The sequence below is a fragment of the Citricoccus nitrophenolicus genome (assembly GCF_047305825.1).
Classification (GTDB): Bacteria; Actinomycetota; Actinomycetes; order Actinomycetales; family Micrococcaceae; genus Citricoccus; species Citricoccus nitrophenolicus.
The window spans coordinates 461,936-475,757 of record NZ_CP063070.1 but is presented as its reverse complement, the minus strand read 5'-3'; the positions used below and the strand labels follow the sequence as shown (position 1 = coordinate 475,757).

The 13,822-nt window shown below is 69.8% G+C and carries 11 protein-coding genes and 1 pseudogene; 9 read left to right on the top strand and 3 right to left on the bottom strand.

The features are described from left to right. Positions 1-73: 73 nt before the first annotated feature. Positions 74-589, bottom strand: a complete 516-nt coding sequence (locus IMT31_RS02225; protein ID WP_413543604.1) for a DUF3093 domain-containing protein — start codon at positions 587-589, stop codon at positions 74-76. Positions 590-722: 133 nt separating this feature from the next. Here IMT31_RS02225 and dut point away from each other — a divergent pair, with 133 nt between their 5' ends. The 4 genes from dut to IMT31_RS02205 all read left to right on the top strand — a co-directional run bounded on the left by dut (position 723) and on the right by IMT31_RS02205 (position 3,018). Next, on the top strand, positions 723-1,175 hold the full coding sequence (gene dut, locus IMT31_RS02220) for a dUTP diphosphatase (protein ID WP_413544355.1): 453 nt from the start codon (positions 723-725) through the stop codon (positions 1,173-1,175). A 74-nt stretch (positions 1,176-1,249) separates the two neighbouring features. After that, entirely contained in the window at positions 1,250-1,963 is a 714-nt protein-coding gene (locus IMT31_RS02215) for a DUF3710 domain-containing protein (RefSeq protein WP_413543603.1), read from the top strand. Positions 1,964-1,970: 7 nt separating this feature from the next. Further along, positions 1,971-2,312 carry a hypothetical protein gene (locus IMT31_RS02210; RefSeq protein WP_413543602.1) on the top strand — a complete coding sequence of 114 codons (342 nt, stop codon included), beginning with the start codon at positions 1,971-1,973 and terminating at the stop codon, positions 2,310-2,312. Continuing rightward, the gene (locus IMT31_RS02205) at positions 2,296-3,018 is read left to right on the top strand and encodes a DUF3159 domain-containing protein (RefSeq protein WP_345356570.1); all 723 of its coding nucleotides are present in this window, start codon (positions 2,296-2,298) and stop codon (positions 3,016-3,018) included. The genes IMT31_RS02210 and IMT31_RS02205 overlap by 17 nt, the downstream gene beginning before the upstream one ends. Here IMT31_RS02205 and IMT31_RS02200 read toward each other — a convergent pair. After that, positions 3,015-3,683 (bottom strand): TrkA family potassium uptake protein, encoded by a 669-nt coding sequence (locus IMT31_RS02200; RefSeq protein ID WP_345356573.1) that lies wholly within the window; start codon positions 3,681-3,683, stop codon positions 3,015-3,017. The two genes, IMT31_RS02205 and IMT31_RS02200, sit on opposite strands and share 4 nt — an antisense overlap. Before the next feature lie 125 nt (positions 3,684-3,808). Then, positions 3,809-4,465, bottom strand: a pseudogene (locus IMT31_RS02195) (potassium channel family protein); the annotation flags it as partial. A gap of 124 nt (positions 4,466-4,589) precedes the next feature. Here IMT31_RS02195 and IMT31_RS02190 point away from each other — a divergent pair. From IMT31_RS02190 to IMT31_RS02170, 5 genes are all read left to right on the top strand, one after another. Then, entirely contained in the window at positions 4,590-6,596 is a 2,007-nt protein-coding gene (locus IMT31_RS02190) for an APC family permease (RefSeq protein WP_345356579.1), read from the top strand. A gap of 86 nt (positions 6,597-6,682) precedes the next feature. Next, complete coding sequence (locus IMT31_RS02185; protein WP_345356582.1) at positions 6,683-8,140, top strand: class I SAM-dependent RNA methyltransferase; 1,458 nt, start codon at positions 6,683-6,685, stop codon at positions 8,138-8,140. Positions 8,141-8,429: 289 nt separating this feature from the next. After that, a complete protein-coding gene (gene acnA / locus IMT31_RS02180) occupies positions 8,430-11,132 on the top strand; it encodes an aconitate hydratase AcnA (RefSeq protein ID WP_345356585.1) in 2,703 nt (900 codons plus the stop codon). 195 nt (positions 11,133-11,327) lie between these two features. Next, entirely contained in the window at positions 11,328-13,325 is a 1,998-nt protein-coding gene (dxs, locus tag IMT31_RS02175) for a 1-deoxy-D-xylulose-5-phosphate synthase (RefSeq protein ID WP_413543601.1), read from the top strand. Beyond that, the gene (locus IMT31_RS02170; protein ID WP_345356591.1) at positions 13,322-13,819 is read left to right on the top strand and encodes a hypothetical protein; all 498 of its coding nucleotides are present in this window, start codon (positions 13,322-13,324) and stop codon (positions 13,817-13,819) included. Before dxs ends, IMT31_RS02170 begins: the two co-directional genes overlap by 4 nt. Positions 13,820-13,822: the final 3 nt, after the last annotated feature.

Here is a 13,822-nt window from a genome sequence, read left to right as displayed (position 1 = left end):
GGCATTTCAGGCGCTGCACCGGGCGGCTCCGGTGCGCCCTCCCAGGCTCTCCCAGGCGCTCCTGGGCGGACTCCTAGGCGGAGGTGCCGGGATGTTCCTCTGTGTCCGCCGCGCGGGCCATGGTGCCGCCCAGCACCTCGACCAGGCGTTCGGGATTCCTGGTGCTGGCCAGCCAGTACGGGGTCCGGTCCCGCCGGTCCTCGATCTGGATGCGGACCACCGGATCTATCCATCCGCGAAGACACATGTAGGCCAGACCGTGCAGCGCGGGCCCGCGCTGATGGGAGGCATCCTCGCCCCGGTACCCGGTGACGGCCCCCACATGTTCTCGTTCGATGCCGGCACGTCCCACCTGCAGAGTCCGGTCCGTGACGAGGATCCTCGGGGTCGAGACGGTCAGCAGGATGGCGATGATCGCGAACACGACCACGGCCACGGTCAGGCCGATCTCCACGCCGATCGGGACGAAGACCAGGATGGACAGGCTGGAGATCATCACCGCGATCATCCAGATCCAGGGGGAGGGCCGCAGCTTCTCCTCGTACAGGACGCGGGCTTCCGGTGCGGGCGCCGGGGTGGATTCGTGCATGCCTCCTAGAATCCCACGTTTGGTGGGACAGGGGTGAATCCTGCAGTACAGTGGCCGCGTGAATCAGCCAGCAGTCCCCCTGGAGTCCCCAACCGTCCCAAGGCCCGTCGAGCGGCCCACGGTGGCGTTGACCATGCTCGACGACGGCATCGAGCCTCCCAGCTACGCGTTGCCCGGCGATGCCGGTGCGGACCTGCGGACCACCGAGGACGTGGTGCTGGAACCGGGTGCGCGCGCCCTCGTCCCGACGGGCGTGGCCCTGGCTCTCCCGGAGGGATTCGTCGGCCTCGTGCATCCCCGTTCGGGCCTGGCCGTGCGGCATGGCCTGACCCTGGTGAACACCCCCGGGACCATCGACGCCGGGTACCGCGGGGAGATCAAGGTGCCGTTGCTGAACACTGACCGCAGTGAGTCCATCCACCTGCGCCGGGGGGACCGGATCGCCCAGTTGGTCATCCAGCAGGTCGCCCAGGCCGAGTTCGTCAGGGTGGATGAACTTCCGGACTCGGACCGCGGGGCCGCCGGCTTCGGGTCCACGGGCGGTTTCGGGCCGGGGCAGGGCGGTTCAACGCCGTCCTCGCACTGACCTAAGCTGGACTGGTCCCTCGGATGTCTTCGAATGACTACTTCAACGCGTGACACGGATTGGCAGGCAGGCAGATGATCTTCGGCCGTAACCGGAACGTCAAGACCGAATCGGTCGTCCTTCCGGAGGAACTCCAGGACCCCCGCGACCAGAGCGGGGCGGATCCGGTGGCCGAGGCGACCGGACCCTTTGACATCACCGAGCGTCCGGAGGCGGAGGGCTACCTTGATCTGGGATCACTGCGAGTGCCCATGGTCAAGGACCTGAAGGTCCGTCTCGACCTGGAGGAATCGACCAAGCGCATCATCGGCGTGACCCTGCAGCTGGGCCAGTCCTCGATCCAGGCCCAGGCGTTCGCCGCGCCCCGCACCGGCGGTCTGTGGGACGAGATCCGGGGCGAGATCCTCGAATCGGTGACGGCCACCGAGGGGGCTCAGGTGGGGGAGCAGGAGGGAGCCTTCGGCACCGAGGTCGCAGCCCGCATCCCGGCCGCGATGCCGGACGGCTCGCCCGGATGGCGGGTGGCCCGCTTCGTGGGCGTCGACGGACCCCGATGGTTCCTGCGCGGTGTGGTGGGCGGCGAGGCCGCGTTCAAGGCTGAGGCGGTCGGTGTCATCGATGACGTGTTCTCCCGCATCGTGGTCCGGCGTGGAGACGAGCCGCACCCTCCCCGTGAACTGCTGCCGCTGACGCCTCCGGAGAACATGCGCCCCGCGGCTCAGAAGTCCCCGTCCGGACAGGCCGAACCGGCACCGGAGCGCGGACCGGAGATCACGGAAGTCCGCTGAACCGATCATGACCACCCCGCAGGCTGGAACGCAGACCGCCGCGCCGGCCGGCGCCCACGGGGCCACCGTCCGGCGGGAGGGACAGGTGGCCGCGGTGCGGTTGCAGGACCGGACCAGCCCGGCCCGATTCGCCGTCGACCTGGTCACCCGGGCACCCCGTCCGGGACAGATCTCCACGGGCGGTGAACGGATCCGACTGGTCTGGATCGGCCAACGCAGGGTCCCGGGCATCACGGCCGGCCGGTGGCTGCGGATCGAGGGGTTCCTCTCCGTCCACCAGGACCTGCCCACGGTCTTCAATCCCCGTTACGAACTGCTGGCAGGAGCCCCGCATGAGCACCGACCCTGAGTCCGCCGAGCCGAAGGCACCCCAGGACGGTTCTGCTGCTGCAGTCCCGGAGGACGCGGACTCCCCGCTGGACGCGGCGCTACGCAGGGTCGGCTCCGGGACGGCCGTGACCGACTCGGGCCAGATCGACGTACTGGCGACGATCGGCGGTTGGCGTGGGCTGCTCGAGTCGGTGTTGCCCTCCGCGGTGTTCCTCGTCGCGTTCATCGCCACCCAGGACCTGTGGGGTGCCGGGATCGCCTCCGTGGCCGTGGCCGCCGTCTTCAGCGTGGCCAGGCTGGTCCAGCGCCAGAGTCCGGTGCAGGCGCTGGCAGGGCTGGTGGCGGTGGTCCTGTGCGTGGTGGTGGCCCTGAACACCGGCGAGGCACGGGACTACTACCTGTGGGGATTCGTCACCAACGCGGCCTACATCGTGGCCCTGTCCGTGTCCGTGTTCGTCGGCTGGCCGCTGTTGGGTCTGGTCTACGGCATGGTCCGCAACGAGGGACTTCAGTGGCGGGACCAGGCGGGACGGCGGCGCCGCTATGCCCTGGCCACCTGGATCCTCGTGGGAGCGCTGGCCCTGCGCCTCGTGGTCCAGGTGCCCCTGTACCTCGCCGATCTGCTGACGGCGCTCGGAACGGCCCGGCTGGTGATGGGACTGCCCCTGTACGCTCTCGCCCTGTGGTTCGGGTGGCTGGTGTCCGCGGCCAGATCCCGCGACTAGCTCTCCTCCACGGGCACCAGCAGGGAGCGAAGCCGCTCCTCGGCCTCCACGGTGGCCAGGAAGAACACCTCGTCGGCGGCCTCCAGGACGTCGTCGTCGCTGGGGGTGATGGGCCGGGTGTCTCGGATGATCGACACCACGGAGACGTCCGCAGGCCAGGACACCGAGCCCAGACGCCGACCATCTGACCAGTGGCCGGAGGGAACCGTGAATTCCGCGAGGGCGGTCTGCCCGGACTTCAGGGTCAGCAACCGCACCAGGTCTCCGGACTCCACGGCCTCCTCCACGAGGGCCGTCATGATCCGAGGGGTGGACACGGCCACGTCCACGCCCCAAGACTCGTCGAAGAGCCAGTCGTTCTTCGGGTTGTTGACGCGGGCCACGGTCCGCCCGACCCCGAACTCGGACTTCGCCAGCAGGGAGACCACGAGGTTGGCCTTGTCATCCCCCGTGGCGGCCACGAGCACCTCCGCGGTCTCGAGGTGTGCCTCCTGCAGGACCGCGAGCTCACAGGCATCCCCGATCAGCCACTTGACACCTCGAAGTCCGGACCGGGAGACCACCTCGGGCTTGGTGTCCACCAACAGGATCTCGTGTCCGTTGGCGAGCAACTCCTTGGCGATCGATGACCCCACGGATCCCGCACCGGCAATGACGACCCTCACTGCTGATCCACCCCGTCCCTCGTCGTGTCCCGCGACTCGTCCTGCCGGCTCTGCTGGCTCTGCCGGCCCTGCCAGTCCTGCTCGTCCTGATCGCCCTTCTCGCCCAGCAGTCCCGTGCCGGACGGCGGCGCGGCCGCCAGAATCCGTTCGGCCTCGTCCTGGCCGGTGACGGTCAGCACGGCGTGCACGATGTCCCCCTGCTGGTAGAGCGTGTCCGCGTGCGGCACGATCCCCTCACCCATCCGCGTGAGGAAGGCGACCCGGACCCCGGCCTCCGCCTCCAACTCGGACAGCGGGTGACCGATCCAACCGGGCGCGACCCGGACCTCGGCCATCACGATCCGCCCCGAGGCGTCCCGGAAGTCACCGGCCAGGTCCGTGTCCGGGAGGATGCGCCGCAGCACCTGGTCGGTGGACCAGCGCACCGCCGCCACGGTGGGGATCCCCAGCCGCTGGTAGATCTCCGCGCGGCCGGGATCGTAGATCCGTGCCACCACGTGCTCCACCCCGAAGGTCTCCCGGGCCACCCGGGCTGCGATGATGTTCGAGTTGTCACCGGAGGACACCGCGGCGAAGGCATAGGCCTCCTGGATGCGGGCCTTGGCCAGGGCATCCCGGTCAAAGCCGACTCCGGTGACCCGTTGGCCGCCGAAGTGCCGTCCGAGACGGCGGAAGGCCTGCTCGTCCTGGTCGACCACCGCCACCGAGTGGCCACCGCGTTCCAGCGTCAGCGCGAGGGACGAGCCCACGCGGCCGCAGCCCATGATCACGAAGTGGGCCATCCATCTGCCTCCCGGTCCTTCTGGACGCCGGACCCGTCAGTGGTCCGGCAATGCTGCCGGCTGGGCCGGCGAGTCCAGTGTGCCACGCGCCGGCCCCTGCGCTCAGCAGGGGTACCGTGGTCCTGTGGCAAGGGTCCTTGATTCCGTCCGTCGGCTCTTGGTGGGCCGGCCCTATGACACGGAGCGGCTGAACCGCCGGCCCCTCGGCCGGTTCACAGCGCTGCCCGTGTTCTCGGCCAACGCGTGGTCATCCATCGCCTACGCCCCGGACGAGATCCTCCTGACGCTGGCCCTGGGCGGGACCGCCGCCCTGAGCCTCGGGCCGGAGATCGGCGTGGCCGTGGTGGCCGTCATGCTGCTGATCGTGATGTCCTACCGGGTGTCCGTCCGGGCCTACCCGGAGGGCGGCGACTACGCCATCTCCCGGGCCAACCTGGGCCCCTGGGCCGGTGTGACGGTCGGGGCCGCCATGATGCTCGACCTCGTGTTCACGGTGGCCGTGTCCGTGGCCGCCATGGCCCGCTACCTGGCCGCGGTCTGGCCCACGCTGGAAGGTGCGGAGACCGCGGTGGCGTCGGCCGGCGTCGTGCTCCTGGCCATGGCGAGCATCCGCGGTGCCGGGCGCGGACGGAGGGCACCCGCCCTGTTGGCACTGGCCCTGCTCATCCTGCTCTTCGGGATGATCGCCACGGGACTCGTCCAGGACGCTCTGGGCACGCTGGCACCGGCCGCCTCGGCAGCTGTGGAACCGGTGCCGGATCCAGCCTTCGCGGAGGGGCTGGGCCCTCTGGCGATGGCCGTGCTGGTACTGCGGGCGTTCTCCTCCGGCTCGGCCCTGGCCACCGGCGTGGAGGTGCCCGCCTCCAACGTGGCCACCATGGCCAGGCCCCGCATCCGCACGGCGCGGTCCGTGATGCTGGCCATGGGGCTGATCGCCGCGGCCTCCACACTCGGCGTGATGTACCTGGCCGACCGCACCTCCGTGGTCTTCGTCCTGGACCCGGCCTCGTTGCAGGCGGAGGGCGGGGGACCGGTGCCGGCGGACTATGTCCAGAACCCGGTGTTGGCCCAGTTGGCCAACGCCATCCTGGGTACGGGCAGCCTGTTGTCGGGGGCCCTGATCCTGCTGGTGGTCGTCCTGCTGGTGATGGCCGGTCACTCGGCCTTCAAGTCCTTCCCCGAGCTGGCGTCCCGGCTGGCCGGTGACGGATACCTGCCGCGGCAGCTCCTGACTCGCGGCGACCGTCTGGGGTACACCAACGGGGTGGTGCTGCTGACCCTCGCAGCCCTGGCCCTCGTCTGGGCGTTCCAGGCCCAGACGGCACTGCTGGTCCAGCTCTACGTGATCGGGGTGTTCCTCTCCTTCACCGTGAGCCAACTGGGCATGGTGCGGCACTGGAGCCGCAAGCTCGCCCAGACTCCCGGGACGCGCGGCCGTCAGGCGGTCCGGACCCGCCGGCTGGTGAACCTGGTGGGGTTCGTGGTGGCCGCACTCGTGGCGCTCGTGGTGCTCGTGACGCGGTTCGGCCAGGGCGCGTGGGTGGCCCTGCTGGCCATCGCGGCCATGGTGTTCGTGATGTCCCGAATCCGCAACCACTATGACGCGGTGGCCTCCGAACTGGACCTGACACCCACGGAGGACGCCCGGGCCCTGCCCTCCCGTGTCCACGCCGTGGTCCTCGTGATGTCCGTCCAGCGCCCCACACTCCGGGCCGTGGCCTATGCGCGGGCCTCCCGGCCGTCCAGTCTGGAGGCCGTGGTGGTGGACCTGGACAAGGAGTCCACCCAGGGCCTGTTGACGGCGTGGGACCGGCTCGACCTTCCGGTGCCCGTGACCGTGCTGGCCTCCCCGTTCCGGGAGATGTCCGAGCCGTTGATCCGGCACCTACGGGCCCAGCGGCGCACGTCACCCAGGGATCTCGTGGTGGTGTACATCCCGGAGTACGTGGTGGCTCACGGGTGGCAGCGGCTGCTGCACAACAGGACCACCCAGCGGCTCAAGGACCGGCTGCACCGGGAGCCGGGCGTCATGGTGGCCTCGGTGCCGTGGCGGCTCTCCGGAGTGCGTGGTGTCACGCATCGCCTACCTGAATCCCCGCGGGGCCAGACGGAAACCGGGCCGGACCAGTAGAGTCGGGTCAAAGGTGCACGGATCTCCGCCGGACAATCGGGCCGGACGGGTGCCGGAGACCAGACCGAAGAAGGAGGCCGGCCAGGATGACGCCCATCCGGGAGACCAGCAGAGCCGAGGGGGCCCGCCCGCAGTCCCGCGAGACCGCCGGGATGCCGGAGACCCCGCAGATCCTCGAACTGGAGGTCGGCCCCATGGCCCACGGGGGCCACTGCGTGGCCAGGCACGAGGGGCGGGTCGTGTTCGTGCGGCACGCCATCCCGAGTGAGGTGGTCCGGGCCGTGGTCACCGAGGCGGGGGAGGGCGCCCGCTTCTGGCGGGCAGACACCATCGAGGTCCTCCACGGCTCCGAGTTCCGCCGGACCCACCAGTGGAAGCTGGCCGACTCCCTGCGAGCGCACGCCGCGGGCCGCCTGCCCGTGGGCGGCGCGGAGTACGGGCACATCGTGCTGCCGCACCAGCGGCGGCTCAAGGCCCAGGTCTTTCGGGACACCGTGGCGAGGATCGCCGGGATCCAACTGGACGTGCACGTCACCGGAGCGCCCGGGGATGATCCCTCGGGCCTGCACTGGCGCACCCGCAACGCCTTCGCGGTGACCCCCACCGGCCGGCTGGCCATGCACGCCCACCGTTCCAATGTGCTGGTCCCCGTCCGGAACATGCCCCTCGGGGTCCACGGCCTGGACGCTCTGAAGCTCTGGGAACTCGACTTCACCGGGATCTCCCGGGTGGACGTGGCCACCCCCGGGACCGGTGAGCCGTCCCTGATACTGCTGACACCGGCCGAGGGCGTGGACCCCTCGTCACTCGGCGGGCGCATGCACCGCCAGACGTCTCGACTGCCCGAGGGCACCTCCGTGGCGTTGACCGTGCCGGGGCCGACCCCGGAGGACCGCCCCGAGGTGCACCGGCTGCGCGGGCGGACGTGGACCCAGGAGGAGGTGACCACCGCCCGCGGGGGCCACCACGCGTTTCGGATCACGGGGGACGGCTTCTGGCAGGTCCACCGTTCCGCCCCCACCGTGCTGGTGGACGCGGTGTTGCAGGCCGCCGCTCCGCAACCGGGTCAGGTGGTGGCGGACCTGTACGCGGGAGCCGGGCTGTTCTCCGCCTTCCTGGCAGACGCCGTGGGTCCCGAGGGTCTGGTGCTGTCCGTGGAGGCCTCCCCGGGGGCCAGCCGGGACGCACGCCGCAACCTGCACGGTGTCACCCAGGCCGCCGTACTCAACGGCATGACGGACCGGGTGCTCGGCGGCTGGCTGTCCCAGCCGGAGAAGCCCGTGGCCGAATGCGGGCTGGGCGGGCGTTCGGTGGACACGGTGGTCCTGGACCCACCTCGGGCCGGTGCCGGAAAGGCGGCCGTGGAGCGCATCCACCGGCTGGACCCCGGACGGATCGTCTACGTCTCCTGTGACCCGGCGTCCTTCGCCCGGGATCTGGGGCTGCTGGCCCAGGGCGGCTGGGTGGCCGAGTCCGTGCAGGTCTTCGACCTCTACCCGGACACGCACCACATGGAGTCGCTCGCGGTGCTCACCCGATCCTGACAGCGTCTGCCCTCCGCAGAAGTTTCCGTGGTGTCAAGAAGTGCGGTTTTCTGCGAAGTGCGCCGGACATCTGCGCGCGGTAAGCGCGGGTTCCTGCCGCGCATCGGGCTAGGATGGTGGCCGAAGCCCCCTGTGACGGCGTTGTGAGATGTCCGGCCCAGGAACGGCATGTGGCTGCCACCATCGGCACTGAACCGCCCGCACGCGTGTTCAGGATCAACCGGCGGACCGGCAACGGCACTGACAGACCGGCCAAACGCCCTGACCCAGGGCAGGAAGAGGAGTCCCCGTGACTACTGTTGACAGCTTCGGCTCCAAAGGCGTCTTGGACGTCGAGGGCGCCGAGTATGAGATTTTCCGGCTGAACAAGGTGGAGGGCGCAGAGAAGCTCCCGTACTCCTTGAAGGTCCTGCTGGAGAACCTGCTCCGTACCGAGGACGGCGCGAACGTGACCGCCGAGACCATCAAGGCCCTGGGGTCCTGGGACCCCAACGCGCAGCCGGACACCGAGATCCAGTTCACCCCCGCCCGCGTCATCATGCAGGACTTCACCGGTGTGCCCTGCATCGTGGACCTCGCGACCATGCGTGAGGCCATCGAGGACCTCGGTGGCGATGCCTCCCGCGTGAACCCGCTGGCACCCGCCGAGCTCGTGATCGACCACTCGGTGCAGATCGACTCCTTCGGCAACGACCAGGCCATCGAGCGCAACATGGAGATCGAGTACCAGCGCAACGGCGAGCGGTACCAGTTCCTTCGCTGGGGCCAGACCGCGTTCGACGACTTCAAGGTCGTCCCCCCGGGCATGGGGATCGTGCACCAGGTCAACATCGAGAACCTGGCCCGCACCGTCATGACCCGCGAGGTGGACGGCGTGCTGCGCGCCTACCCGGACTCCTGCGTCGGTACCGACTCCCACACCACCATGGTCAACGGTCTGGGCGTGCTGGGCTGGGGCGTCGGCGGCATCGAGGCCGAGGCGGCCATGCTCGGCCAGCCCGTCTCCATGCTCATCCCGCGCGTGGTCGGCTTCAAGCTGACCGGGTCCATCCCGGCCGGCGCCACCGCCACCGACGTGGTGCTCACCATCACCGAGCAGCTGCGCCAGCACGGCGTGGTCGGCAAGTTCGTGGAGTTCTACGGTGAGGGCGTCGGCTCCGTGCCGCTGGCCAACCGCGCCACCATCGGGAACATGTCCCCGGAGTTCGGCTCCACCGCCGCGATGTTCCCCATCGACGACGTCACCCTGGACTACCTGCGCCTGACCGGCCGCTCCGCGGAGAGCATCGCGCTGGTGGAGGCCTACGCCAAGGAGCAGGGCCTCTGGCACGATCCCTCGAAGGAGATCCAGTTCTCGGAGTACCTCGAGCTGGACCTCGGCACCGTGGTGCCCTCGATCTCCGGCCCGAAGCGTCCTCAGGACCGCATCCAGCTCACGGACGCCAAGGACCAGTTCCGCAAGGACATCCACAACTACGCCACCGAGGACGAGGCCGGAGCCGGCCGTCCGTCCAAGTCCGTGGGCGTGGCCATGGAGGACGGCCGTGAGTTCCAGCTGGACCACGGTGCCGTCTCGATCGCCTCGATCACCTCCTGCACCAACACCTCCAACCCCTCGGTGATGATGGCGGCCGCCGTGCTGGCCCGCAATGCCGTGGAGAAGGGCCTCACCTCGAAGCCCTGGGTCAAGACCTCTGTGGCGCCCGGATCCCGCGTGGTCACCGAGTACTACGAGAAGTCCGGTCTGGTCCCCTCGCTGAACGCCCTGGGCTTCAACATCGTGGGCTACGGCTGCACCACCTGCATCGGCAACTCCGGTCCGCTGGAGTCTGAGATCTCCCAGGCCATCCAGGACAACGACCTGTCCGTGACCTCGGTGCTCTCCGGCAACCGGAACTTCGAGGGCCGCATCAACCCGGACGTGAAGATGAACTACCTGGCCTCCCCGCCGCTGGTGGTCGCCTATGCACTGGCCGGCACCATGGACTTCGACTTCGAGAACGATCCGCTGGGTCAGGACTCCGCCGGCAACGACGTGTTCCTGAAGGACATCTGGCCGGAGCCGACCGAGGTCCAGCAGATCATCGACCGTTCGATCGACACCGAGATGTTCACCCGTGAATACGGGACCATCTTCGACGGCGACGCCCGCTGGCAGGCCCTGGAGACCCCCGAGGGCGACACCTTCGAGTGGGACGACCAGTCCACCTACGTCCGGAAGCCCCCGTACTTCGAGGGCATGCCGGCCGAGCCGACCCCGGTGGAGGACATCGCCGGCGCCCGCGTGCTGCTCAAGCTCGGTGACTCCGTGACCACGGACCACATCTCCCCGGCCGGTTCCTTCAAGTCGGACACCCCGGCAGGCCGGTACCTGCTGGAGAACGGCGTGGAGCGCAAGGACTTCAACTCCTACGGCTCCCGCCGTGGCAACCACGAGGTGATGATCCGCGGTACGTTCGCCAACATCCGCATCAAGAACCAGTTGCTGGACGGCGTGGAGGGCGGCTTCACCCGCGACTACACCCAGGACGGTTCCCCGCAGGCCGCGGTCTACGACGCGGCGCAGAACTACCAGGCCGCCGGCACCCCCCTGGTGGTGCTGGCCGGCAAGGAGTACGGCACCGGCTCGTCCCGTGACTGGGCAGCCAAGGGCACCGCGCTGCTGGGCGTCAAGGCGGTCATCACGGAGTCCTTCGAGCGCATCCACCGTTCGAACCTGATCGGCATGGGCGTGCTGCCGCTGCAGTTCCCCGAGGGCGAGTCCGCGGACACCCTGGGCCTGGACGGCACCGAGACCTTCGGGATCTCCGGCGTGACCGCCCTGAACGAGGGCTCCACCCCGAAGACTGTCAAGGTCACGGCCACGCACGAGAACGGGAAGGTCACCGAGTTCGACGCGGTGGTCCGCATCGACACCCCCGGTGAGGCCGACTACTACCGCAACGGTGGCATCCTGCAGTACGTGCTGCGCCAGATCGCGGCGAAGAAGTAGTCTCCGCCGCCGCTGCGGTTGATCCGCACCGGTAGCCACCGGACCGATGGGCCGGGTTCCCCACACCGGGAACCCGGCCCCTCGGCGTCGTGCCCACTGATGGTTCGCCCCCCTCCCAGCGGCACGGCCACCGCGCGGTATTCTGGGGGGAAGCTGTATTCCACTCTGTTCCCCGGCCGAAAGGACCGCTTGCCCGTGGGCCTTCTCGAATCGATCCGCACCCCGCAGGACCTGCACCGCCTCACCCGGGGTCAGACGCGGCAACTGGCCGAGGAGATCCGGACCTTCCTCATCACCAACGTCTCCCGCACCGGCGGGCACCTGGGCCCGAACCTGGGCGTGGTGGAGCTGACCCTGGCGATCCACCGGAGCTTCGACTCGCCGCAGGACGCCGTCATCTTCGACACGGGGCACCAGTCCTACGTGCACAAGCTCGTGACCGGCCGGCAGGAGTTCTCCACGCTGCGCCAGGAGGGCGGGCTCTCCGGCTATGGGGACCGCGCCGAGTCCGTGCATGACGTGGTGGAGTCCTCCCACGCCTCCTCGTCCCTGTCCTGGGCGGACGGCATCTCCCGGGCCTGGGCCCTGCGTGGTCAGGGCGATCGCACCGTGGTGGCCGTGATCGGGGACGGCGCGCTGACGGGCGGCATGGCCTGGGAGGCCATCAACAACATCGCCGCGGACCGGGACCGCCGCGTGGTGATCGTGGTCAATGACAACGGGCGCTCCTATGCCCCCACCGTGGGCGGGCTGGCCAACCAGCTCTCCGGGCTGCGCCGGGTGTTCCTGGACAAGCTCCGCACGCACCGCACCTATGAGGACACCCTGGACTTCTGGAAGTCCCGGCTGCAGACCTCCGGGACCGCCGGTCGCTTCGTCTACAAGTCCCTGCACGCCACCAAGAAGGGCATCAAGGACTGGTGGGCGCCCCAGGGACTGTTCGAGGACCTGGGGATGAAGTACATCGGGCCCATCAACGGCCATGACCAGGCCGAGCTCGAGGAGGCGCTGGCGGACGCCAGGAACTACGCCGGCCCCGTGATCGTGCACGCCATGACGGAGAAGGGTCACGGCTACGCTCCCGCGGTGGCGCATCAGGACGACCAGTTCCACGCCATCGGCCGGATCGATCCGGAGACCGGTGAGCCGGTGGCCTCCAGCTCGGGCCCGTCATGGACGTCCGCGTTCGGGGAGGAGATCGCCGAGATCGCCGATGAGCGCGAGGACATCGTGGCCATCACCGCCGCCATGAAGATCCCCGTGGGCCTGGGGCTGATGGCGGAGCGCCACCCGGAGCGGGTGTATGACGTCGGCATCGCCGAGCAGCACGCCGTCACCTCGGCCGCCGGCATGGCCTTCGGTGGGTTGCACCCCGTGGTGGCCGTCTATGCCACCTTCCTCAACCGCGCCTTCGACCAGGTCCTCATGGACGTGGGCCTGCACCGGGCCGGCGTGACCTTCGTGCTGGACCGGGCCGGCGTCACCGGACCGGACGGCCCCAGCCATCACGGCATGTGGGACCTGGCCCTGCTGCAGTCAGTGCCGACCCTGCGCATCGCCGCCCCGCGGGATGCCGAGCGGCTGCGCGAGGAGCTGCGTGAGGCCGTGGCGGTGGACGACGCCCCCACCGTGGTGCGCTTCTCCAAGGGTTCCGTGGGCCCGGAGATCGCCGCCGTGGAACGCCTCGCGGACGGGGTGGACGTCCTCTTGCGCCTGGGCGCTGCGTCCGAGGAGCCCGGGGCCGAGCGGGACGTCCTGATCGTGGCCGTCGGGTCGCTGGCCGAGCTGGGCGTGGACGTGGCCGAACGGCTGACGGACCAGGGCATCTCCGCCACCGTGATCGATCCGCGCTGGGTGCTGCCCGTGCGGGAGTCGGTGATCGCCCTGGCCGCCCGCCACCGGATCGTGGTGTGCCTGGAGGACGGGGTGAAGGCCGGCGGCGTCGGCTCCCGGATCCGTCAGGAGATGCGTGCGGCCGGAGTGGACACCGCCCTCAACGAGGTCGGCCTTCCGGTGGAGTATCTCGCCCACGGCTCCCGCGAGCAGGTCCTGGAGCGCACGGGCCTGACCGCGAGGCAGGTGGCCCAGGACACGGTGGCCCAGGTGCTGGGCACCAAGGTCCCCTTCGCCCGGCCTCTGACCGGCCAGATGCATCAGGTCCAGACAACTCCCACCACAAAGGGCAAGAAATGAGCATTGTGCGAACGTATCGGCGGTCCGAGCAGGACGGCCAACAGCGCCTGGACTACCGGGAGGCCTGGCTGGCACCGGGCAGCGGCGAGGTGATCGTCCACCACGGCCGCCTCGGCACCACGGGTACGACGACGGCCGAGAAGGTGGCGGACGACGCCGCCGGTGAGGAGTTGCTCGCCGTGTTCGCGGCACAGTGCGCCGAGGACGGGTTCGCCGAGCTCGACGGTGACGAGGTGAGGACGCTCGAGGTCTCCTACCGCCTCAAGGGCGCCGATCCGACCTCCGTGGAGTCCACGATGGTCTCCCGGCTCCGCGGGGAGATCACCAACCAACTGGCCTGGCGCGGTCTCGGGGAGGTCGTGGCGGAACGGGCGGAGTCAGGCCGCGTGGTCTTCGAGGTCGCCACCGTGCATCCCCGCAAGGCCGCTGCCGAGATCCCCGCCGCCGCGAAGTTCGCGCAGGTACAGCCCTCGCGCCTGACCACCAACCTGTAGGGG